General features: G+C 60.5%; 19 protein-coding genes and 1 pseudogene. 7 read left to right on the forward strand and 13 right to left on the reverse strand.

Annotated elements, in window-relative coordinates; all coding sequences use genetic code 11:
* Positions 1 to 3: 3 nt before the first annotated feature.
* Positions 4 to 972: a LysR family transcriptional regulator gene (locus tag PSH96_RS04970; RefSeq protein ID WP_058419353.1), complete on the reverse strand. Its 969-nt coding sequence runs from the start codon at positions 970 to 972 to the stop codon at positions 4 to 6.
* 182 nt (positions 973 to 1,154) lie between these two features.
* Here PSH96_RS04970 and PSH96_RS04975 point away from each other — a divergent pair, with 182 nt between their 5' ends.
* The 4 genes from PSH96_RS04975 to PSH96_RS04990 are packed head-to-tail and all read left to right on the forward strand — an operon-like array spanning position 1,155 to position 5,913.
* On the forward strand, positions 1,155 to 2,666 hold the full coding sequence (locus PSH96_RS04975) for an efflux transporter outer membrane subunit (RefSeq protein WP_305457852.1): 1,512 nt from the start codon (positions 1,155 to 1,157) through the stop codon (positions 2,664 to 2,666).
* A gap of 8 nt (positions 2,667 to 2,674) precedes the next feature.
* Positions 2,675 to 4,852, forward strand: a complete 2,178-nt coding sequence (locus PSH96_RS04980) for an FUSC family protein (protein ID WP_305457854.1) — start codon at positions 2,675 to 2,677, stop codon at positions 4,850 to 4,852.
* Positions 4,842 to 5,042 carry a DUF1656 domain-containing protein gene (locus PSH96_RS04985; RefSeq protein WP_003171907.1) on the forward strand — a complete coding sequence of 67 codons (201 nt, stop codon included), beginning with the start codon at positions 4,842 to 4,844 and terminating at the stop codon, positions 5,040 to 5,042. Before PSH96_RS04980 ends, PSH96_RS04985 begins: the two co-directional genes overlap by 11 nt.
* Positions 5,043 to 5,052: 10 nt before the next feature.
* Entirely contained in the window at positions 5,053 to 5,913 is an 861-nt protein-coding gene (locus PSH96_RS04990; protein WP_305457856.1) for an HlyD family secretion protein, read from the forward strand.
* Positions 5,914 to 6,015: 102 nt separating this feature from the next.
* Here PSH96_RS04990 and PSH96_RS04995 read toward each other — a convergent pair whose 3' ends face one another.
* Both PSH96_RS04995 and PSH96_RS05000 read right to left on the reverse strand, forming a co-directional pair.
* Positions 6,016 to 6,417 (reverse strand): DUF4440 domain-containing protein, encoded by a 402-nt coding sequence (locus tag PSH96_RS04995; protein ID WP_305457858.1) that lies wholly within the window; start codon positions 6,415 to 6,417, stop codon positions 6,016 to 6,018.
* On the reverse strand, positions 6,414 to 7,598 hold the full coding sequence (locus PSH96_RS05000) for an MFS transporter (protein ID WP_305457860.1): 1,185 nt from the start codon (positions 7,596 to 7,598) through the stop codon (positions 6,414 to 6,416). The genes PSH96_RS04995 and PSH96_RS05000 overlap by 4 nt, the downstream gene beginning before the upstream one ends.
* A gap of 111 nt (positions 7,599 to 7,709) precedes the next feature.
* On the opposite strand from PSH96_RS05000, the gene PSH96_RS05005 reads away from it, so the two are divergent.
* Positions 7,710 to 8,567 carry a LysR family transcriptional regulator gene (locus tag PSH96_RS05005; protein WP_305457862.1) on the forward strand — a complete coding sequence of 286 codons (858 nt, stop codon included), beginning with the start codon at positions 7,710 to 7,712 and terminating at the stop codon, positions 8,565 to 8,567.
* On the opposite strand, the gene PSH96_RS05010 is transcribed toward PSH96_RS05005, so the two are convergent.
* From PSH96_RS05010 to PSH96_RS05025, 4 genes and pseudogenes are all read right to left on the reverse strand, one after another.
* Positions 8,564 to 9,376, reverse strand: coding sequence for an SDR family oxidoreductase (locus tag PSH96_RS05010; RefSeq protein ID WP_305457864.1), 813 nt, complete (start codon positions 9,374 to 9,376; stop codon positions 8,564 to 8,566). The two genes, PSH96_RS05005 and PSH96_RS05010, sit on opposite strands and share 4 nt — an antisense overlap.
* Positions 9,377 to 9,390: 14 nt before the next feature.
* Positions 9,391 to 9,855, reverse strand: a complete 465-nt coding sequence (locus PSH96_RS05015) for a multidrug transporter (RefSeq protein ID WP_305457866.1) — start codon at positions 9,853 to 9,855, stop codon at positions 9,391 to 9,393.
* A 161-nt stretch (positions 9,856 to 10,016) separates the two neighbouring features.
* Positions 10,017 to 10,292 carry a DUF3077 domain-containing protein gene (locus tag PSH96_RS05020; protein ID WP_064450788.1) on the reverse strand — a complete coding sequence of 92 codons (276 nt, stop codon included), beginning with the start codon at positions 10,290 to 10,292 and terminating at the stop codon, positions 10,017 to 10,019.
* A 439-nt stretch (positions 10,293 to 10,731) separates the two neighbouring features.
* Positions 10,732 to 10,869: pseudogene (locus PSH96_RS05025) on the reverse strand (hypothetical protein); the annotation flags it as partial.
* Between the two features lie 298 nt (positions 10,870 to 11,167).
* On the opposite strand from PSH96_RS05025, the gene PSH96_RS05030 reads away from it, so the two are divergent.
* Together PSH96_RS05030 and PSH96_RS05035 are read left to right on the forward strand one after the other, a co-directional pair.
* Positions 11,168 to 13,102, forward strand: coding sequence for a dermonecrotic toxin domain-containing protein (locus tag PSH96_RS05030; protein ID WP_305457870.1), 1,935 nt, complete (start codon positions 11,168 to 11,170; stop codon positions 13,100 to 13,102).
* Positions 13,003 to 14,877, forward strand: a complete 1,875-nt coding sequence (locus PSH96_RS05035) for a dermonecrotic toxin domain-containing protein (RefSeq protein ID WP_370694353.1) — start codon at positions 13,003 to 13,005, stop codon at positions 14,875 to 14,877. The genes PSH96_RS05030 and PSH96_RS05035 overlap by 100 nt, the downstream gene beginning before the upstream one ends.
* A 109-nt stretch (positions 14,878 to 14,986) precedes the next feature.
* Here PSH96_RS05035 and PSH96_RS05040 read toward each other — a convergent pair whose 3' ends face one another.
* From PSH96_RS05040 to PSH96_RS05065, 6 genes are all read right to left on the reverse strand, one after another.
* Positions 14,987 to 16,438 (reverse strand): mannose-1-phosphate guanylyltransferase/mannose-6-phosphate isomerase, encoded by a 1,452-nt coding sequence (locus PSH96_RS05040; protein WP_305457874.1) that lies wholly within the window; start codon positions 16,436 to 16,438, stop codon positions 14,987 to 14,989.
* Between the two features lie 194 nt (positions 16,439 to 16,632).
* Positions 16,633 to 17,289: an alginate O-acetyltransferase AlgF gene (locus PSH96_RS05045; protein ID WP_016974208.1), complete on the reverse strand. Its 657-nt coding sequence runs from the start codon at positions 17,287 to 17,289 to the stop codon at positions 16,633 to 16,635.
* A gap of 16 nt (positions 17,290 to 17,305) precedes the next feature.
* On the reverse strand, positions 17,306 to 18,478 hold the full coding sequence (locus tag PSH96_RS05050) for an alginate O-acetyltransferase (protein WP_305457876.1): 1,173 nt from the start codon (positions 18,476 to 18,478) through the stop codon (positions 17,306 to 17,308).
* Positions 18,479 to 18,489: 11 nt separating this feature from the next.
* Positions 18,490 to 20,022: an MBOAT family protein gene (locus PSH96_RS05055; protein WP_305457878.1), complete on the reverse strand. Its 1,533-nt coding sequence runs from the start codon at positions 20,020 to 20,022 to the stop codon at positions 18,490 to 18,492.
* Between the two features lie 228 nt (positions 20,023 to 20,250).
* Positions 20,251 to 21,360: a mannuronate-specific alginate lyase gene (locus tag PSH96_RS05060; protein WP_305457880.1), complete on the reverse strand. Its 1,110-nt coding sequence runs from the start codon at positions 21,358 to 21,360 to the stop codon at positions 20,251 to 20,253.
* A gap of 8 nt (positions 21,361 to 21,368) precedes the next feature.
* Entirely contained in the window at positions 21,369 to 22,817 is a 1,449-nt protein-coding gene (locus tag PSH96_RS05065) for an alginate O-acetyltransferase (RefSeq protein WP_305457882.1), read from the reverse strand.
* Between the last annotated feature and the right edge of the window lie 4 nt (positions 22,818 to 22,821).

Consider the following 22,821-nt stretch of genomic DNA (forward strand, 5'->3'; position numbering starts at 1 on the left):
AAGTCAGTTCGCCAGGCGTGTGCCGCCGAGGCTGCCGCTCAACTCATACGCCACCAACTCCGCCTGATGCGCCGCCAGAATCTCCGGCAACGAACCGCGCAGGTATTCCACCCAGGTCTTGATCTTCGCGTCCAGGTACTGACGCGACGGGTAGATGGCGTACAGGTTCAGTTCCTGCGAGCGATAGGTGGGCATCACCCGGACCAGCGAGCCGTTGCGCAAACCTTCAATAGCCGCATACACCGGCAGCAGGCCGACGCCCATGCCGCTGGTGATCGCGGTTTTCATCGCATCGGCCGAGTTGACCAGGAACGGCGAGGTGTTGATCGCCACGCTTTCCTGGCCTTCGGGACCATTGAAAGTCCATTTATCCAGCTGGACCACCGGGCTGACCAGGCGCAGGCAGGCGTGGTTGAGCAAATCCTGTGGCCGCTGCGCGCAGCCTTTGGCCTTGACGTAATCCGGCGAGGCACAGGCGATGCTGTAGGTGATGCCCAGGCGCTGGGACACAAAACCCGAGTCCGGCAGTTCGCTGGCCAGCACGATCGAGACGTCGTAACCCTCGTCGAGCAGGTCCGGCACGCGGTTGGCCAGGGTCAGGTCGAAGGTCACGTCGGGGTGGGTGCGCCGGTAACGGGCAATGGCATCAATCACGAAATGCTGGCCGATGCCGGTCATGGTGTGCACTTTCAACTGCCCGGCGGGGCGTGCGTGGGCGTCGCTGGCTTCCGCCTCGGCTTCCTCGACGTAGGCAAGGATCTGCTCGCAACGCAGCAAATAGCGCTTGCCGGCCTCGGTCAGCGCGATGCGGCGAGTGGTGCGGTTGAGCAAGCGGGTTTGCAGATGGGCCTCAAGGTTGGAGACCGCGCGCGAGACGTTGGCGGTGGTGGTGTCCAGTTGCACGGCGGCGGCGGTGAAGCTGCCGGCCTCGGCCACGCAACTGAAGGCGCGCATATTTTGCAAAGTGTCCATGGAGTGTTCTCAAGGGAGATAGCAAATTGTGACAGAAAGTTACGCCGTCCAGTGATCCCTACCAACGGATTATCGCCTGAACGGTAACAAAGATTCACAGGAATGCCAGCTTATCGTTCCCCATGGCGCCCCCTAGAATTGCGCCACCTTCCCCGCCTCACCACCTCAGGAATTCGTTCGCCGTGCCGCGTCGCATCAGCAGAGAGCTGAAGGCTCTCAGTGTTTTGGCCTTATCGTTAGCAATCAGCGGCTGCATCGGAACCGGAGGAATCGCCCCCCAAGGCCAGGCCCTCAACGCCAATACCCTGGCCACCGACGCCGCCATCCAGAGCGCCGCGCAGGACGCCCACTGGCCCACCACACAATGGTGGCAAGCCTATGGCGACACGCAGCTCAACCGCTGGGTCGACCTTGCCACGCAAAACAGCCCGAGCATGGCCATGGCCGCCGCGCGGGTGCGGGAAGCGCGGGCCATGGCCGGGATTGCCGAGTCGGCCGAGTCGCTGCAGATCAACAGTGACACCACCCTCAAGCGCCATAGCTGGCCGAAAGATCAGTTCTACGGGCCGGGGGCGTTGAGCGGTGCCAATACCTGGGACAACACCTCGTCCCTGGGCCTGAGCTACGCCCTTGACCTGTGGGGCCGCGAAAGCAATGCCAGCGAACGCGCCGTCGACCTGGCGCACATGAGCGCCGCCGAAGCGCGTCAGGCCCAGCTCGAATTGCAGAACAATGTGGTACGCGCCTATATCCAACTGTCGTTGCACTTTGCCAACCGCGATATCGTCGCCGCCACCCTGGCCCAGCAACAGCAGATTCTCGACCTGGCCAACAAGCGCCTGAATGCCGGGATCGGCACGCATTTCGACGTGAGCCAGGCTGAAACGCCGCTGCCGGAAACCCATCGCCAACTCGACGCCCTCGACGAAGAAATCGCCCTGAGCCGCAACCAGCTCGCGGCATTGGCCGGCAAAGGCCCAGGCCAAGGCGCGCAACTGCTACGCCCGAGTTTGTCCCTGGCTGCGCCGCTGAAGCTGCCCTCAAGCCTGCCCGCGCAATTGCTCGGCCAACGCCCGGACGTGGTCGCCAGCCGCTGGCAGGTCGCCGCCCAGGCGCGCGGCATCGATGTGGCGCACGCCGGTTTCTACCCCAACGTCGATCTGGTCGGTAGTCTCGGCTATGTGGCCACCGGCGGTACGATGCTGGGGTTTCTCAGCGGGCAGAAATTCAACTACACCGTCGGCCCGGCGATCAGCTTGCCGATCTTCGACGGCGGTCGTTTGCGTGGGCAATTGGGCGAAGCCAGCGCCGGTTATGACATCGCCGTGGCCAAGTACAACCAGACGCTGGTCAATGCACTCAAGGGCATCAGCGACCAGTTGATCCGCCGCGAATCCATGGACAAGCAAGCCACCTTTGCCGCGCAGTCGGTGGCTTCGGCGCAGAAAACCTACGACATCGCCATGATCGCCTACCAGCGCGGCCTTACCGATTACCTCAATGTGCTCAACGCCCAGACCTTGTTGTTCCGCCAGCAACAGGTTGAGCAACAAGTGCAGGCCGCGCGCCTGAGTGCCCATGCCGAGCTGGTTACGGCATTGGGTGGCGGGCTCGGCGCCGGCAACGACGTACCACAGGACGCCAAGACACTTCCCAGCAAAACCCCGGCGGCGCTCGCCGTGTTTGATCACTGAGTAGACTAATGACTCCCTTGCCTGCACCGCTGCGCTGGTTGCACTCCCTTGAGTGGCGCCGTGGTTTTTTCGACTGGGCACGCAGCGACGGCGTGACCTGGGTGTATATCTTCAAGGTGCTGATTGCTGCGTTCCTGACGTTGTGGCTGGCCATGCGCCTGGAGTTGCCGCAACCGCGCACGGCGATGATCACCGTGTTTATCGTGATGCAACCGCAGAGCGGCCAGGTGTTTGCCAAAAGCTTTTATCGCTTCCTCGGCACCTTGGCGGGCTCGGCGGTGATGGTCTTGTTGATTGCCTTGTTTGCGCAGAACACCGAGTTGTTTCTCGGCGCGTTGGCGATCTGGGTGGGTATGTGCACCGCGGGTGCCACGCGTAATCGCAACTTTCGCGCCTACGGGTTTGTGCTGGCCGGCTATACGGCGGCGATGGTCGGTTTACCGGCGCTGGCGAACCCGGACGGCGCGTTTATGGCGGCGGTCTGGCGGGTGTTGGAAATTTCCCTGGGGATTATCTGCTCCACCGTGGTCAGCGCCGCGATCCTGCCGCAAACCTCCAGCGCGGCGATGCGCAACGCCTTGTATCAACGCTTTGGCGTGTTCGCGCTGTTCGTCACCGACGGCCTGCGTGGGCGCAGCCAGCGCGACGGTTTCGAGGCCAGCAATGTGCGCTTTATCGCTGAGGCGGTGGGCCTGGAAGGGCTGCGCAGTGTCACCGTGTTCGAAGACCCGCACATGCGTCGGCGCAATGGTCGGCTCAGCCGCCTCAACAGCGAATTCATGAGCATCACCACGCGTTTCAACGCCCTGCACCAGTTGCTCGAACGGTTGCGTGCCGATGAGGCCGATCACGTGGTTGCGGCGATCAAGCCTGGCCTGCAGGACCTTGCCGAAGTGCTCGATGGCTTCTCCGGCCGGGCACTTACCAGCCCCGACGCCGCACGGCTGGTCAACCAGCTCAGCGCCTACAAGGACGGACTGCCCGCCAAGGTGCGTGCTCTGCGTGCGGCCTTTCAAGAGGGCAACCCGAGCGAAGCCGAGCAGCTGGATTTTCATACCGCCTATGAGCTGCTTTATCGCTTTGTCGATGACTTGCACAACTACGCGCTGACCCACGCTTCCTTGGCCGACCACAGCCATGAACGCGAACAGTGGAACGAGACCTTTATCCCCAAGACCAACTGGCTGGCCTGCGCGGCTTCGGGAATTCGTGCGTCGTTCATTCTGATCGTGCTGGGCAGCTACTGGGTGGCCACCGCCTGGCCCAGCGGCGCAACCATGACCCTGATTGCCGCCGCTACGGTCGGCCTGTCCGCCGCCACGCCCAACCCCAAGCGCATGGCGTTCCAGATGGCCTGCGGCACCTTGATCGGCGCACTGGTGGGCTTTGTCGAAATGTTCTTCGTGTTCCCCTGGATCGACGGCTTCCCGCTGCTGTGCGTGATGCTCGCACCGGTGATCATCTTCGGCGCGTTCCTGGCCTCACGCCCGCAATATGCCGGCGTGGGCGTCGGCCTGTTGATCTTCTTCAGCACCGGCTCGGTGCCGGACAACCTTACGGTCTACAACCCCTACACCTTTATCAACGACTACATTGCCATGATCATCGGCATGCTGGTGTGCGCGGCGGCGGGGGCGATCATCCTGCCGCCCAACAGCCGCTGGCTGTGGCGCCGTCTGGAGCAGGACCTGCGCGAGCAAGTGGTGTACGCGATCAGCGGCAAGCTCAAGGGCCTGGCCTCGAGTTTTGAAAGCCGCACCCGCGATTTGCTGCACCAGGCCTACGGCCTCGCCGCCGGCCAACCGCACGTGCAGCGTGATTTGCTGCGCTGGATGTTCGTGGTGCTGGAGGTCGGCCACGCAATCATCGAGCTGCGCAAGGAACAGGCGATTTTGCCGGTGCACCCGGCGTATGCCGAATCCCAGCCGTGGCGCCAGGCGATCCGCGTGATGGGCCGCTCGCTGGTGCGGTTGTTCCTGCAACCCAGCGCGAGCAACCTGGAGCGCGGCCTGGTCGCTGTCGACCACGCGATCAGCCGCGTGCAGGCCACTGACGAACCCTTCGCCCCGCACTTTGACACCTCGGCCCTGCGGCGTGTGAAGAGCTACCTGCACTTTATCCGCACCTCGTTGCTCGACCCGCAATCGCCACTGGCGGCCCTTAAAGGAGCCCCGCATGCCCCGTGAAATCGCGTTCCACGGCCTGTATATGCCGACCATGACCCTGATGTTTTTGATTGCGGCCGTGCTGGCCTGGGCGCTGGACCGCTTCCTGGCCGGGTTCGACCTGTACCGTTTTTTCTGGCACCCGGCGTTGTTGCGCCTGAGCCTGTTCGTTTGCCTGTTCGGCGCCTTGGCGCTGAGCGTCTACCGTTGAGAATGCCCCGATGAAAAAGTTTTTCAGCCTGCTCGCGACCTTGCTGGTACTGGCTTTGGCGATCTGGATTGGCCGCACGCTGTGGGTGCATTACATGCAAACGCCCTGGACCCGCGACGGCCGCGTGCGCGCCGACATTATCAATGTGGCGGCCGACGTCACCGGTGAAGTGGTCGACGTGCCGGTGCGTGATAACCAGCTGGTGAAAAAGGGCGACCTGCTGATGCAGATCGACCCTGAGCACTACCGCATTGCGGTCAAGCAGGCGCAGTCGCTGGTGGCTTCGCGCAAAGCCACCTGGGAGATGCGCAAGGTCAACGCCCATCGCCGTGCCGACCTCGACGCCTTGGTGATCTCCAGGGAAAACCGCGACGACGCCAGCAACATCGCCGACTCGGCCCTGGCCGATTACCAGCACGCGCTGGCGCAACTGGAAGCCGCCGAGCTGAACTTGAAACGCACGCACGTGGTGGCGGCAGTGGACGGCTATGTCACCAACCTCAATGTGCATCGTGGCGACTACGCACGCATCGGTGAGGCGAAAATGGCCGTGGTGGACATGAACTCGTTCTGGGTCTACGGCTTCTTCGAGGAGACCAAGCTGCCGCACGTCAAAGTCGGCGATAAAGCCGATATGCAATTGATGAGCGGCGAGACGCTCAAGGGCCACGTGGAAAGCATCTCGCGAGGGATCTACGACCGCGACAACCCCGAGAGCCGTGAGCTGATCGCCGATGTGAACCCGACCTTCAACTGGGTGCGCCTGGCCCAGCGGGTGCCGGTGCGGATTCATATTGATGAAGTGCCGGAAGGCGTGTTGTTGGCGGCTGGCATCACTTGCACCGTCATCGTCAACCCGACACAGAACTAACTGTGGGAGCTGGCTTGCCTGCGATAGCGGGCTGTCAGTTGACCTGTTTTCAGCTGACCCACCGCCATCGCAGGCAAGCCAGCTCCCACAGTTTTGGCTGTGTTATGCCTTGATGAAGGTTTCATGCAGATGGCGCCACAGCAGCGCGCCGCTCGCCTGTTTTTCGAACACCACGGTGGCGCGGCGGTCGGTCTGAGTGCCGCTGTCATCCACCTGATGCTCACGGTATGTCACCGTAGCGCCGCGCGCGTGCCGGTCGATCCCGGCCATTTCGCTCAAGGTGATCTTCAACCCCGGGCGCATACCGCCCAGGCGCGTGAACAACGCTTTAACCCCGGCTGCATTCACTCTCGTGCCCGTGGCGGGTGCAACCATGCTGAACTCAGGCGAAAACCGCGCGAGCAAGTTCTGCAACGTGCCTTCAGGCGCGACCCCGGCAAACCATTGTTCGATCTCGACGTGGGTCTGGATCACTTCTTCAAAAAAGTCGCTGTAATCAATCATTGTTGTGGCTCGCTGGCAGGATGAAGCAGTGTCTGTACCCTGGACGCATCCAGGCGCAGCACCGCAAAAAGGGGCAGCAGTGTCAGGGCTGCGGCTATCGTGAAGGTTGTGGCGAAGGAATCCAAGGCCGACAACAGCGCGCTGAGTAGCGCCGCGCCGAGGCAAAAGCTCACTTGCCGGTTGATGTTCCACAGGGCGCTGGCGTGGCCCATGCGCTCGGCGCCAATGTCGAGAAACGCCAGCGTCTGTGCGGTGCTGCTGCACAGACTGCCGCCCAGCCCCATCAACGCGTAGGCGGGAATCACCCAGGTTGACTGGTTCAACAGCAGGATGCCAATGCATTGCAGGGCCATGCCCGCCAGCAGCAACGGTTTTGGACCGCAACGGTTGAACAGTTTTTTACTCAGGTAAATCGCCAGTGCCGATGCCATTGCCCACGGCAGCATCAGCGCACCGGTCTGTGTGGCGTCATAGCCCAGGCCGCGCAGGTAGAGGATGGCGATCAGGCTGGTACCGATAAATACGCCAGGGATGCACAGGTACACCAGCATCGCCACGCGCAGCATCGGGCTGCGGATTTGCTTGAAGATACTCCCCACATCCAGTGCCGGTCGCTCCGTTGCGGGCACGTCGGGTTTTATCCACAGCACTGCCAGCAGCAAGGTGATCAACGCCAGCGGCAGGTTGGCGTAGAAGATCCAGCGCCACGAGACGCTGTCGACAATCACGCCACCCAATGCTGGAGACAACGCCGGCACCAGCAGGGCTACCGACATGACGCGCGCCGTCAGTGAGCTGCGTTGCGCGGGTGGAAAGTTCCGATACGCCAGGGCTTGCCCCACTGGGATCAGCAAGCCACCGCCCAGGCCTTGCAGCAAACGCCAACCGATCAGCGCTTCAATCGTACCGGCCTGGCCAACCATCACCGAGGCTCCCGCGAACAGCAACAGGCTGGTGGCTATCAGGTTGCGTTCGCCCAACAGGGCTGCCAGCCACACGCTAAAAGGAATGATCACGGTCAACCCGAGCATGTAGGCGTTGCTGACCCAGGCCAATTGCGTCACCGAGGCGTGCAGTTCCAGGGCGATATCCGGGTAGGCGACGGTGGCGACAAACATGTTCACCAGGTCCAGGGCAAAACCCAGTAGAAAGATCCAGGCGACTTTCGAGCGGTAGGTCATAAACGCGATCCTGCGAGTGAAGCGGGCAGGGTAGGCGTGATGCAGGGTTTGGGATACGCCGGTTTGCCTGTTAGTTTGTCAAAAATATTTTGACAAAGGAGCGCGAGGCTTATGGTCAGCCTGGACCGATTCGACACCTTCAAAGCCGTGGTCGAGGCCGGCTCGCTCACCGCCGCCGCCGACCGGCTGGGCCAGACCCGCGCCGTGGTCAGCTTCAACCTGAAGCGCCTTGAGGCGGAACTGGGCGTGACCCTGTTAACTCGCAGCACTCGCCAATTGGCGCTGACGGATGCCGGTGAGCGCTTTTACCTGCGTTGCACGCGCATGCTGGAAGAAGCCCGGCTGGCGGTGGAAGAAGCCCGTTCTGAACATGCGCAACTCAAAGGCACCTTACGCATCACTACCACGGTGGAATACGCGCTGGCAGTTGTCGCCCCAGCGGTGGAAGCTTTTCGGCGCCTGCACCCGGACTTGAACATTCACTTATCCACATCCTCCACCCATGCGGACTTGATCTCCGAGCGCTTTGACGTGGCGATTCGGTTGGGGCGACTGCTCGACTCCAATCACCGGGCGGTGCAGCTGTCGACCTTTGAGGTGTTTGCCGTAGCCGCGCCTGAGTTTGCCCAGGTGCAAACCCTGGACGCGTTGGAGCGCGTGCCCAAGCTGGGCCATGGCCGCTTGACGGAGCTGAGCCTGACCGACCCGGCCGGCGGCGAGCATCAATACCGTTCCGGCCCTGCTGCGCTGGTTGCCGACAGCGCCTCTGTTCTCCAGGCCTTCGCCGCGCGTGGGCATGGTGTGGCGGTGCTGCCGCAATGGCTGGTGCAGGGTGATCTGGACGCCGGGCGTTTGGTGCGCTTACTGGCGGATCATCGCTTTGCCCCGCAAGGCATTTACGCCATGTACCCGGATACACGGCATTTACCGCTGAAGGTGCGGGCGTTTATTGATTTTATGAAGGGCTAGAGTGAGCCAGAGAGTCCGAAGCGCTTCTTCAGGACTTTCTCCAGCAAACCTTTTGGCAACAGCGCCGCCATCAACGGCAACGCTCGGCTGCCATTGCCCGCACGCAACATCCTTGGCGGTTTTGGGTGTTGCACCGCCTTGAGCACTTGAGCTGCAAATTGCTCGGCAGAAGTCGGGTTGCCCTGCGAGGCCTGGGAGCGCGCACGAATGCCTTCGCGCAAGGGCCACCAGGGCGATTGTTCGTTGATCAGCAGTTCGGCCTGGGCACCAGCGTTTTTCGCGAAGCTTGTGTCGATGGCTCCTGGCTGTACTTCCAGCACGCGCACGCCAAACGGCGCCAGTTCCATACGCAATGCATCGCTCAAGGCATGCACCGCGGCTTTCGAGGCGCAGTACGCACCGGCAAACGGCGTGACCAGCACACCCGAAACGCTGCCGATATTCACCACTAAACCTTTACTGCGCCGCAGCGCGGGGAACAGCGCCTGGGTGACGCCGACGATGGAAAACACGTTGGTCTCGAACTGGCGCTGCATGGCTTCGGTGCCTCCATCGAGCAGCGGGCCCATGGCGCCATAGCCGGCATTGTTGATCAACACATCCAGTTCACCCAGTTGTTCGGCCAGGCGCTGCAAGGCCGCGCTGTCGTTGACGTCCAGTAGCACGGCATTGAAGCCGGCAGCAGCCAGGGCGGTAACGTCCGTTTCGCGGCGGGCGCTGGCCCATACGTCGAAGCCTGCGGATTTTAAGGCGTCAGCCAGGGCGCGGCCAATGCCACTGGAACAACCGGTGATGAGTACGTTGGGCATGGATCAATCCTTTGTCAGTCCGAGAAACTGCCTTGCAGGTGCTCGGCGCGAAATTCCAGGGTTTGTGGGCGGTAGCCGGGGCGCAGGGGCGGCGTGGGCAGGCAGTCGTCCCAGGTGGCGCCGGCCTGTAGTTCGCCGGGGCCGCGATAGCGCGGGGCAGCATAAACGTTATCGGCCAGGTTCACCGTGTCGCCCGGCGCATAGGCCGCGAGACGCCAGCGCAACTCGGTGAGCGGCACGTCGTTGCCGTTGATCAGCACCAGTTTCAATGGGCGGTCGGCCGGGCAATCCTGCGGCGCGTAGCTGATGCGCAGTTCCAGGCGCGCCAGTTGCGACGCTTCGCGGCTGTCCAGCCACACCACCCAGATGGCGACGAAACCCAAGCCGACGGCAGCGGCCAGCGATACCGGCAAGGCCTTGGCGGGGTAGCGCAGCAGCAGGATCAGCCAGGTGATGATCAGGAGAACGCCGAAGAACATGGAGACCACCTCGAATAGGGAACGAGCATCCTAACTTAAGCGTAGGTGGGATTGGGTAGCTTGAGATAAGTGTTGGCCGGACGGACGCCATCGCAGGCAAGCCAGCTCCCACCGTTGGATTGCGTTCCACTGTGGGAGCTGGCTTGCCTGCGAAAACTTACTTACTGAGCAGAAGAATCAGCCTGCAAACCTTCGATCGAAGCCTCAACCAATGCCAAGCCGGTTTCAGCCAATTGCAGGCTGGCCCAGTTCAGATAGCTCTGGTGTTCGGTGCACAGGTCTTGAGCTGCCAAGGTGAGCACGCGCGCGGTGCCTAAAACATAGCTGGCATGTTCCAGTGCATGTTCGATGGGAATGCCGGGTTGTACGCAAAAAAGAGGTTCTTCACTGCGCTCGCTGGGGCCGAAGGGGGTGGGGCGGGTGGTTTGTTTGGACATGGTGAAACTCCTATGAAAATCGGAGCTGCCACGCTTCGCCGTCAAACGAATGGGTGGCAACTGTACGCAGGTTGACGGACCGGTCATAGGAACCCGGCGCGCTCGAAAGCGCCCCACGCACAGTCGCCATAACGCTGTGCTTGGTCCTATGAGTATCGGAGGCCGTCAAACCTCATCACGAATGAGTCGTGACAGGCGCGAGGATAGGCAGGAAGGGGGCAGGGGTCAATGCTGGCGGGGTGCTTTCGGACGCCATCGCAGGCAAGCCAGCTCCCACCGTTGGACCGGGTATGCCCTTGGAATGCAGTCGAATGTGGGAGCTGGCTTGCCTGCGAAGAGGCCCTTACGGTCACTGCAAAACCCAAAGAAAAAGCCCCCACCCAGCCCACTGCGGATAGGGGACGCAGCGGGCTGGATGAGGGCTTTTTGTACGACCGTGTTACTGCGCGATAGTTTTCACCGACACGCCACGTTCAACCGGGGTGGAACGCCCGTAGATATCTTCGAACCGTTCGATATGGTCTTCGCCCAGGCAGCTGCCCGATTGCACTTCGGTGATTTCCAACGGGATCAGCCCGGTGATGCTCAGTAGAACGCCGAAGCACATGGGGGCAGCCTCACGAAGGGATGAGCCGTCCTTCCCGTCGGCGGGCGAAGTTGACTATGTACATGCCCCGAGCGGCAGGGAACGCGCACGGACTGTAGGCAAAGGAGGTGTTCTCACTGCGGCGCACAAGGGCCGCAAGTGGTGTCTGACAGTGCCGGGGTACTTGACTTACATTTACAAGGGAACCGTCGTGCATTGGACAGTCACTTAGCTACAGACCTACAGGGAGCGTAGCGACGACATCCATACCTCCAATCAAGGTTCTTTTATGCTGCAGTCCACTGGAAATTCGCCTCGCCCTATCTCTGCGCACACCCACAACGACTCAAACGAAATCGGAGCCGGAGCCCGTCTTGCCAATAACTTACACAGGCTCACGCCTTCTCCACCTGTTTTGACCTACGCGCCTGGGGGCATTCCTCTACCCACTTCGCCCGGAATACCACCGGTCAGGGTGCAGTTCCCTCAACTGGTGAAACAATTCAATGTCAGCAATCAGGAAGCATTCAACTATCAACACCACAACCTGACCCATGACATGCAACGTTTGCACAATGTGCAACCGAGATTCACAGATTTTCTGAACCAGAAACTCGCCCAAATGTTTGCGGACCGACCGAACCTGAAGCCAGAAGACCTGACCTTCGAGCGCAGGACCACGCTGAGCGATGGCAGCGTGAAAACGCTGTCTTCGGAGCCGCTGCTGGATGCCTTGAACCGAAAGGTTGCGGCACTGCTGGCCAACCCTGGCAAGAAGGTCGAAGACGACAGCGCTGTGCCTTCCGATGTATACACCCCAAGCACGGCTACCTATGCGAATGCCGCAGTCGTAACGAAATTCTCGCTGGATGAGCTTGCCCAGAACGTTGTCACGCAATTTCCGCAGGTCCTTCAGGCATTCTGGACAACCCCCCGCCCGACCTTGCGAGATCCCGACGTTCTGGAGTCCCCTCAAAACCATCTGTTGACGCTGCACAAGCAGCAACTGTCGACCCTGGCCGCGTTGCGCGTCAGCGATGGAACAATGAGCGATGCGAGCAAGCGATTGATCGACGCCGCGCTGCAATACCCAACGCTGGCCGAACGGGAACAATCCTTCCCTAACGGTGCACGCCCTGGTGTCTACCCGCTTACCATCGATAACGGTACTGAGCGGGGTGCGTTGATGGCGGGCAGCTTCCTCATCACCAGCACCGATGGTTCCCACGTTAGGCCACCCGCCTGGACGAACGGCCGGACCCTGCCACTCGATGATGCTAATGGGCCGGTCGTACTGTACACCCCCGATGAAGGGTTCGAAGAGTTCGCAACCCCAGCTCAGGCACGCCAGGCGGTTGCACAGCGCATTGATGTGGGCGGAACCATACTGCAAACGCTGCCATTGTCGTTGCAAAACAGGCCTGAGCCCCCTTCTGGCGACGATGTGATGTTGAGCGCTGAACCCTTGACGGGGGATGTGCTGGCGGAGGGAATACCCTGGATGCTCAAGCGCCAGCAAGAGGAAGTCAAAGAGGCTCTTGCCCGCCTGGCGGACGATCCGAAGGCATTGCGGGCAGTCGATGATGCCGCTGACTGGTCGTACCTGCTCAGTGGCGAGAATGCCATGGCGGCGCGGGATGAAAAGCTGGCCGATAAGTTGGCGCCTGAGTGGCTGAAAAACCTGAACCCTGCGCAAGACGCACTGTTTGATTTCCTGGAGCACTCCGAGGCAAACAGCACGCGCGCACTGACACCGTTGCTTGAAAAAATTCCGTCCTTGGGCGTCTTTTCCCGAGACAGGATGAACGAAACCATCAAAACGCTGTACCCCTCCGCGCAGGTGGATGCGGACAAGCTAATGGTGCAGGTGCAAATCAGGTCTAATCTTCACAGTGGCGGACCCAGTAGTACTCATACGACCAGTGTGCGCAGCCACGAAGTGTCGCTGACGGATCTGGCGTTGAAAAACCCCAGCGAATTTCCCGCGATGCAGAGAGGTCGTTTCGCTCAAGTCATTTACAAACTGCCGCTGATCGACACTCACGGCCAGCCCATCCTGGGAGACGACGGTAAGCAGGTGATCCTGGAGGACTCGCAGCTCAGGGGGTGGTCAATACCGTTGATGTGGGAGGCGCGTATACCCAACTGCTCAAAAAGGAGCTGGCTACGGACGCCCAGTCGGGTGCTGCAGGCGCGCTGCGTAAAGCATGGAAAACCAGCTTGAGCGACAGTTTGGATAAAGAGGCTTTTCTCTCAGCACTCAACCCGGACACCTATAAAGCAGAAGCCACCCAAGACACCAGCAGCAAGCGGGGGGCGCAGTGGCTGGCGGCCGTTCTTGATTTTCCTGACCCGGCCAACCGACCTCAGGTTGATGGAAAAAACATTGTCGCTAATACCCTCGTCCAACGTGGTTTGCCGGTTCAGGGCGTCATGGTGATCGGCAATACCTCTGACGCGCAGTTAGTGCTGTACACGCCGGATGCACCCGACGGTGTGTCTTTTCGCGAAGTGGCCGATATGAGCGCTCTGAATGCCTTGATGGAAAAAAAAGAGTGGAGGCTCTACACCGCGAGCAGAAAAAAAACGGCTGATAAAGATGATGTGGATCAGGCGGGCAGGGCACTCAAGGAATACGCACTCGATGTGACCAAGAGCCCATCCCGTACCATTGATACGCTCGTCAAGATGCTCAAATTGACGCAAGACCCCATCACACTCACGCCCATTAATGGCAATGTTCAGGATGAACTGTACAAGCAGAAAGTCGCGTTGGTCATCGACCAAGCGGACCACCAATCTGTCAGCAGCGCAGAGGTCGCGGCTCAATCGAAAACGAACAAAGCCTTGTTTGGCATTGAAGTCGCCTTGATCTTCATGGACTTGTTGCCCGTTATCGGCAAAGGCGTGTCTATGGGCGCCCGCTTAGGCAAGGCAGGCGTGACGGCCTTGCGTGCCGGCACCCGAATCCTGCCGAGGCTGGTAAAAAGTCCGGGTATGGCGCGTGCCATCTATTCTGAGTTTGCCGTGGCAGCATCCGGTATTCCCACCGTTCGTGCCGCACCGTTGCGGCCGGTAATCAAAACCCCGGTGGTCCTGTCGCCTTCTACAAGCATCGCCCCGGCGCCAAAGACTGCTGCAAGCCCAAAACTCGACCTGAGTGCAATCGCCGTGTCGGATGATGTCATCAAGGGCCGACCTTTGCGGCCCGATGGTACGTACAACGTCGGCGAAAAGTGGTATGTGCACTTTACTGACGATACCAACATCCGCAGGGTGTATGAGATTGATTCGGCCTTCCACGCGCGGGATGGACGGGTTGCTATCGTAGACCCAAGCGCGCCATCGGCAACGCCAAAACTCTTTAGGGTGCAAGCGTTTCTGCAAAGCGCCGGTAATGGTGAGTGGCGAGCGAGCCGATTGCCGGGTGGGGCTCCAAACCCTACGGTGGTTACCCAAGGGATCAAGCGCCCTGCGGGCCAGGGCATTTCCGCAGGAAGCGCCGGCACGAGTAGCGCGACAATTGGGCAACCGGCCTATAAGCGACCCAACGTGCCGGAAAGTTTTCCGGGTGAAAAGGCGCTCATGGAACCCCCGGTAAGAGGCAAAAATGTTTTTTATCACTATACCGGGCCCAAGTCGCATGCCGCGATCGCGGCCGATCGAAGCCTTTCGCCTTCAAGTTCAGATTTGAGCGGTAAAGCGCTACCCGGAAAGCGAGGCCGGCATTATTTTACCGACTTGGCACCAGGAGATATGCCGACCAGGCAGATTTCCGAAACCATCTTCGGAAAGCGTAAATATGGCAATGCGTTGGATAAAATGTCGCACTACTATGAAATCAATACGTCGGGCTTGAATATCATACAAAGCCCTGATAACCCGCATATTTTTTATGTGGATGTGCCGTTTGCAATTCCATTGAAATACCGGGGCGGCCCCAACGGCGAGTTAGTCGATCGCGTCATCTCTCATGGGAACACACCGCCTAAAGTGTAAGTACATGGCGAGCGTTTTCACGTAAAGCGTGGACGTAAAAAAGCCCCCACCCAACCCGCTGCGGATAGGGGACGCAACGGGCTGGGTGAGGGCTGCTTGTACGACCGTGTTACTGCGCGATAGTTTTCACCGACACGCCACGCTCAACCGGCGTCGAGCGCCCGTAGATATCTTCGAAGCGTTCGATATCGTCCTCGCCCAGGTAGCTGCCCGATTGCACTTCAATAATCTCCAACGGGATCTTGCCCGGGTTGCGCAGGCGGTGCACCGAGGCGATCGGGATGTAGGTGGACTGGTTCTCGCAGAGCAGGAACACGTTTTCGTCACAAGTGACTTCAGCCGTGCCGCTGACCACTATCCAGTGTTCGGCGCGGTGGTGGTGCATCTGCAGCGACAGGCACGCGCCCGGCTTGACCGAGATGTGCTTGACCTGGAAGCGCCCACCCATGTCCACCGAGTCGTAGGAGCCCCACGGGCGGTAGACTTCGCAGTGGTTCTGGGTTTCGCTGCGGCCTTGGTCGTTGAGGGTGGAGACCATCTGCTTGACGCCCTGGACCTTGTCCTTGTGGGCAATCATCATCGCGTCCTTGGTTTCCACCACCACGATGTTGTCCAGGCCGATCACCGACACCAGCTTGCCGTTGCCGTGGATCATGCAGTTACGGCTGTCCTGGATCACCACGTCGCCTTTGCTCACGTTGCCATTGACGTCTTTGTCATTGACCGCCCACAACGAGGCCCAGCAACCCACGTCGCTCCAGCCGGCACTCAGCGGCACCACGCAGGCGCGCTGGGTTTTTTCCATCACCGCGTAGTCGATGGAATTGTCCGGGCAGCAGGCGAAGGTAGCTTCGTCGAAGGTTACGGTGTCGGCATCTTGTTCGCTGCGCTCCAGGGTCAGCACGCAGGTGTCATAGATGTCCGGGTCGTGTTTTTTCAGCTCTTCGAGGAAGCGGCTGGCGCGGAACAGGAACATGCCGCTGTTCCAGAAGTAACCGCCGCTTTTGACGAACTCGACGGCGCGTTTTTCATCGGGTTTTTCCACGAACTGTTGCACGCGGCTGACGCCTTCAGGCAGCAGCGAATCGTTGCTGGACTTGATGTAGCCGTAACCGGTTTCCGGACGGGTCGCCGGGACGCCGAACAGCACCATCTCGCCACGCTCGGCGGCCACAGTGGCCAGGGCCAGGGCGCGTTGCAGGGCTTTCTGGTCGTCGATCACGTGGTCGGCGGGCAGTACCAGCATCAGCTCGTCGCGGCCTTCGTTGACCAGCATCATCGCAGTCAGGGCCACGGCCGGCGCGGTGTTGCGGCCGAAGGGTTCCATCAGCACGCGTTGGCATTCGAGCTTGCGGGCGTTGAGTTGCTCGTTGACGATAAAACGGTGGTCCTTGTTGCAGACCACGATCGGCGCGTCCATGCCTTCGAACACCAGGCGCTCCAGGGTCTGCTGGAACAGCGTGTGTTCGCCGGTGAGGGCCAGGAATTGCTTGGGGAACTGTTTGCGGGAAAGCGGCCAAAGACGTGAGCCGCTACCACCGGAAAGGATTACTGGGATCATGGGTGTTTCTCCTTGAATCGATTGGGTCAGAGCTACGAAGGTTTGTCGTTTCACTCTTGTTTTTGTCTCGGTCTGAACGGACTGCCTCGGTCAGCGTGGGAGCTGGCTTGCCTGCGATGGCGGTGTTGGATTCACCACCGCCATCGCGGGCAAGCCCGGCTCCCACAGGGGCCGGTGTCAGTTCAGAAAACTCATCAGCGGGTCGACACGGGGCGCTTGACCCACACTGGCGAAATGCTCGAACCCGAGCCGGTCACATACAGCACCGCCGCTTCACCACGTTCCAAAGCCACTGGCTTCACATCGCCGACTTTCTTGTCACCGTCATACAACGCCAGGCTCACTTTCACCGGGTTGATCTCGCGCTCGCCACGGCCCTTGGCGGCTACCGACTTGACCACATCGGTCTTGCCGTCGGCGGTCTTCAGGGTCAGGGCCTTGTCGCTGAGGTTTTGCACACGCACCAGGGATTTCTGCTTGTTCTTGAACGGCGGCTCTTCGATCAGCTGCGGCTGGCCGCTGCCGCTGTTAACCAGGGTGTAGTAGTGATCGGCCGCGAGCTTGACCGGTACGGTCTGGCTGCCGACCTTGGCGCTGTAGTCGCCGCCGGGCATGAAGCTGAAGTCACTGCTGGCCAGCGGCGCAACGTCGCTCAGGTTGGTGGCGCCGACGGTGGCGCTGACTTCCTGGTTGCTGGCGTTGTACACACGTACAAAGCTTGAGCCTTTTGGCGCGGTTGGGCCGTAGAGGGCGGCGTCGCCGCCGGCGAAGGCGGACATCGATACGAAGCTCATGCCGGCTGCGATAGCCAGGGTTTTAGCGAGACGACGAGGAGTTGTAGTGAAAGTCATGTGAGTTACCTCTCTTTCAGTTTTGCGCCCGGTCGGGCGTCTCGGATTTTTGAGTGTTCAAAGCCATGTTCTGTTGGCGCGAACCGGCTTGTTTAAGCTGCGCAACCCACTGCGGGTCGGCATCACCGATTTCGTTGTTGACGGGCAGATAACGTTCCGGAAACTCCCAGATCAGCACTTGGGGCGGGCTGTTCTTGAAGTCATCGCTTTTCAGGTAGCTGAGCATCGGCAGGATCGGGCCGTGGCCGTCTTCGGAGTAGTTGATGACGTCGCTGTGCAAGGCTTGCTTGAGGGCGCCGACGAAGTTCCAGTTGGGGTTGGCGCTGTAGCTGGTGCCCACCAGGGCCACTGGGGTTTCGCTGTCGCTGAACAGCGCGTCGTCGCCTTTGTTCTCCGCCAGGTGCGTGACGCGTTTTTGCAATGGCTCTTTAGGTGGCATCAGGTTTTCAAACAGCGGGTCCAGCGGCAGGAACAGGCGCAGGTCGCCTTTGTGCGGTTCGGTTTTTTCGGCTTCGGTGACAAAGCGCTGTGGCTCACCGCTCAGCGGCGTCTTGTCGGCAATGGTCTTGGCCAACTGTTTGGCAGCGATTTCCGCACCGTCCGGGGTCCAGTGGGTGTCGGTGCGCAGGAACACTTGTGTGCCACCCAGCTTGGCCTGTTGCAGCGGGCCAAGCAGGTCAGGGGCAATGATCTTGTCGGCCGCCACACGGGCGTGGAAGTCCTCATACAGATTGGCGTGGATGCTCGCCGGTTTCACTTCACCCACGTGTTCCGGGTACAGGCGCACCTTGGCCGGCACGATCGCCATCACCAGTTGGATGCCCTGGGCCTTGAGTTTTTGGCGCACGCCTTCGACCAGCGCGTAGTTGCCTTGCAGGTTCTGGTCTTCGTTAACGATGGGGTTGAATTCCTCATCGCTGTACAGCCAGTGGTCGCGGCCCAGCACCACGCCGGGGCGGCCTTCATTGAACAGCTTGTAGTCCAGCGCCGCCCAGAGGTTGGTGCCCAGGCGCTTGATCGGGAACTCATCGTCGTAGTGGGTCTCGACGGCCTTGGTCCAGCGGCCGTTGAGCACAGTGGCGTCGGCGTTGGTGCTGAAGCCGAAGAAGCTGCGCGTCGACCAGGCGCCCAAGGCCAGCAGCACCAGCAGGAACAGCGTGATATAGAGGACGCGAAATGAACGGGTCATGGTCGGCTCCCTCAGAATTGGAAGTAAAGGAACGGCGAGAAACTCTGCGCCGACAGTTTTAGGATCGACGCCACAAACAGCAGCAGCACCGCAGCGCGCATCGCGTAGCGTGGCCAGTCAGCGGTCCAGTAGGCCGGTTGTACGGCGGCGTCCTGGCCGACGGTGAAACCTGGCTGGTGAATGCTGTCCGGGTTGTCGCCAGGCACGGCCTTGATCAGGCTCGGGTCGGCAGGCTTGGCTTTCTCGGCAGGGCGGTTGGTGTAGAAGTCGCGCAGGCCGAAGAACGCCAGCGTTGCGTAGGCCACCACCAGCGTCGCCACCTGCAGGCCAGTGAGGCTGGCGCGGTTGAGTTCCGACAGCGACCATTCGCCAAAGCTGAACATCGCACCGTACATACGGCCTGCGACGTGCAGGTTCTCTGAGCGGAAGATCACCCAGCCCATCACCACCAGCAGGAAGGTAAAGGCCCAACGAACCACGTTGAAACTGCGTGGCGCGGTATTCAGGCCGATGGCTTTTTCAATCGCCAGCCACATGCCGTGCCACGCGCCCCACACGATGTAGGTGATGTTTGCGCCGTGCCACAGGCCACCGAGCAGCATGGTCAGGAACAGGTTGCGGTAGGTGGTCAGCGTGCCTTTACGGTTGCCGCCCAGGGTGATGTACAGGTAGTCACGCAGCCACGTGGACAGGCTGATGTGCCAGCGGCGCCAGAACTCGGTGATCGACTGGCTGATGTACGGCTGCTTGAAGTTTTCCATAAAGCGGAAACCCATCATCAAGCCCAAACCGATGGCCATGTCGCTGTAGCCGGAGAAGTCGAAGTACAGTTGCGCGGTGTAGGCCAGCGCGCCGAGCCAGGCATCGCCCGTGGTGGGGTTTTGCAGGGCGAAGCAATGGTCGGCCACCACCGCCAGGGTGTCGGCGATGAAGACCTTTTTGATGAAACCCTGCATGAACCGCGTGCAGCCCTCGGAGAACTTGTCGAGGGTGTGGGTACGGTTGTTGAACTGGTCGGCCAGGTCGCGAAAGCGCAACACGGGGCCGGCAATCAGGTGCGGGAAGATCGCCACGAACGCCGCAAAATCGATGAGGTTGCGGGTTGCCGGGGTGTCGCCACGGTACACGTCGATGATGTAGCTGATGGACTCGAAGATGTAGAACGAGATGCCAATCGGCAACAGCACGTGGGTGAGGATAAACGGCTCCAGGCCCGCCGACTTCATCATCACATTGATGCTGTCGACGCCGAAGTTGGCGTACTTGAAGTAGCCGAGGATGCACAGGTCGACAGCCACGCCGAGCAACAGCCAGCGCTGCGCCGGTTTGGTGCGCACGCCGGCGGCGCCGACCTTGAGGCCGATCCAGTAATTCCACAGCGTCACGGCGGCGAACAGCGCCAGGAAGTCCACTCGCCACCAGGCGTAGAACACGTAGCTGGCAATCAGCAGCAGCAGATTGCGATAGCGTTGCCCGCTCAAGTAGTACAAGCCGAGAAAGATCGGCAAGAACAGAAACAGGAACACATTGGACGAGAAAACCATCCCGATCTCTCCATGTTTAACCAACAGTCAAGGGCCAGAGCCCCCCCAAACCCCCCCACGATTTCGCGGGAGGTTGTATTGCAATTTCACTGAAGGAACCGGGTTAACTGTGGGAGCTGGCTTGCCTGCGATGGCGGTGTATCAGTCGACATCAATGTTGAATGTCAGACCGCTATCGCAGGCAAGCCAGCTCCCACAGTTGGACCGAGTCCAACCGGGAGCTATGTATCAGCTGCCTTTTTTGCCTTTTTCGTGCGTCGGGTCGTAGACCTTGGTCAGGTCACCGCCGAGGCGGAAAGTCTTGAACGGTTGCATGCCGTGCTTGCGCTCGATCACCTCCGGCGCACAGGTGTAGAGGGTGCAGAAGGGCTCAAGCCAGGCAAATTTCATGTCTTCCTTGAGATCCTTCATGTCCTGCTCTTTGCCGTTCTTCTGCTCGAAGATGTCCGGGTCTTTCACCCCGGCCAGCACCTTGTCGCCCAGGCGTTTGAGCGCGCCGTTATTTTCCTGGCGCAGGTCCACACCGTTGACCAGGGCAAAGCTGGCGATCATCGACAGCGGCGGCAGCGCGTAGTTGTGGTACGCCAGGGCGCGTTGCTGGCGCTTCAGTTCGTTGGGCAAGAAGCCCTGGGCGTCCACCTGGTTGGCGCCGACTTTGTATTCCTTCACCGCCCAATCAAACAGGTCGCGACGGTTGGTGGCGATGGAAGTGGCCATCACCGACCATGCGGCCCAGTAGGAGTGGTTGTTGGTTTTATCCAGGGGCAGGTTGTCCCAGTCGCTGACGACTTGATCGGCGAGCTTGTTGAACCAGGCTTCGATCAACTGCGATTCCTGCTGATGATTGGCCAGCGGGTGCGAGTCGGAGAACTTCAGGCGCACATAGGCCGAGGCCATGCTGCCCAGCGCCCATTTGCGCATGGACTTGCCGGTGTGGTTGAAGTCCTTGGACATCAACGCATCCGCCTTGGCCCAGCTCGTAAGCCAGTTGAGGGTGCATTCCAGCTGCTCCGGGCGGCCGTCGCGCATAAACTGCATCACGCGCTTGCTGGTGTCTTTTTCCAGCTTGGTGATGTCGGCAGTGCTGTCGCGAAAGGCTTTTTCCGATTGCACATTCAGGGTGGAACGGGCTTTGTCCGAGCCTTCGTACTTGCTGCGAAATTGCAGCGAGCCGGTGTACGGCGCCGGCATGGCGTCGCAGTCATTCTTGAAGTCGCCGGTCTTGAACGCTTCCACCGGGGCGAAATAGCCCTGAGGTGGACGCAGTGGTGCGGCGGCGTTGACTACACCTGCGAACATCGCCAGGCCCAGCAGCGTTGGAATCAATAATTTCTGCATAAGTAACCTCACTTCCCAAGCTGGGCGGTCTGTTGACCACTCGCCGGGAACACGTTGCGTGTGCAAATTTTCGCTTCGACTTTCTGCGCGGCAGTGCCCGCTTCGGGGCCTTGCACTTCCACGGCCAGCAAGTTCTGCGAGGCCCAGTCTTCATCGGTGCGCAGTTCAAAGGCGAAACGCCCGTCTGTATCGGATGTTTCGGGTTTCTCGATCTTGATGTCCTCGTGGCGCCCGTTCATGTACCAGAGGGTGGCTTGCAAGGTTTTCACCGACGGGTCGGCGAAGCGGATATCGACCTGATGGTTGGCGTTGCGCAGGTCTTTGTTGGCGCTGTTGACCATCAACTCGTTCTTGCCGGGTTTGAGCGTGGTGCTGGCGCTCATTTGCGCAGGCTTGCCTTCGCAGCCGTTGTCGAGCAGCGCCATCATCTGGCGGTAAATGGTTTCCTGGTCGAGGCGGTACAACGGCGAGAATTCCCAGATAAGGATTTTCGGCGGGGTTTTCTGGAACTCGTCGCTGCCCAGGTACTGGATCATCGAACCTTCCAGGCCGCCGCCAGGGAAGGCGACGTTAAGGATGTCGGCACCGATTTCCTGTTCCAGGAAACCGGCGAAGTTGTAGTTCTTGCCGCTGTGGCTGGTGCCCACCAGGGTGATCTGCGGGTTACCCGAATCGCCGAACAAGTCGCCATCACCGGCTTCGCCTTTAGGCTCGGTGGTGAACTGGTCCATGTACTGGATTGCGTAGCTGGTGCCGCACAGTTGCCCGGCCATGTTGTGCAGGGTGCCGGTCTTGCCCATGCGCCCGGAGCGTTTGGTTTCGAATTCGCGCTTGGGAATATCGGCGAACTCGGGCATGGCCCGCACTTTGGCGCCGACGATTTTTGCCGTGCGCTGAGCGCCGTACGGGGTCCAGTGCTGGTCACCACGGAAGTAGAAGTCGTGGGCCGGCAGTTCATCGGGCAACTGTTCGTTGGTCAGCGGCGACAGGTCCGGCACCACATAACCCATCTTGGCGAAACGGCCGAGCATGCTTTTGTAATTGCCCAGCGCCTTGTCGAAATCGAACGCGGCTTTTTCCTCGGGGTTGAGCTTGTTGCGGTTCACCAGGCCTCGGGTCGGCTGATAGACCACCACCAGCTCCACGCCCTTGGCCTTGAACGCATCGTGCAGTTGCTGCATGCGTTTGTAGCCGGCGGGGCTGGTGTCGAATTCGGTGCGCAAATCTTCCTGGGTACGGAACAGCCAGTCGCCCTGGGCTTGCACCAGGGTGGTGAAGTTCTGCTGGTAACGCGTGGTGTAGTTTTTTGCGTCATGGGCGGCCGGGCACAGGCTGCAGCACGGCTCGGCGGTGAACGTGGGGGCTTTGGCTTCATCGGCGCGCACGCCCTGGCTGGCCGCCAGCAGGCCGAGGGTCAGACCCGAGAGGCTCAGCAGTTTGATCATGTGTGGGTGCATAAGG

Source organism: Pseudomonas sp. FP2338 (assembly GCF_030687515.1).
In the GTDB taxonomy this organism is placed as follows: Bacteria; Pseudomonadota; Gammaproteobacteria; order Pseudomonadales; family Pseudomonadaceae; genus Aquipseudomonas; species Aquipseudomonas salomonii.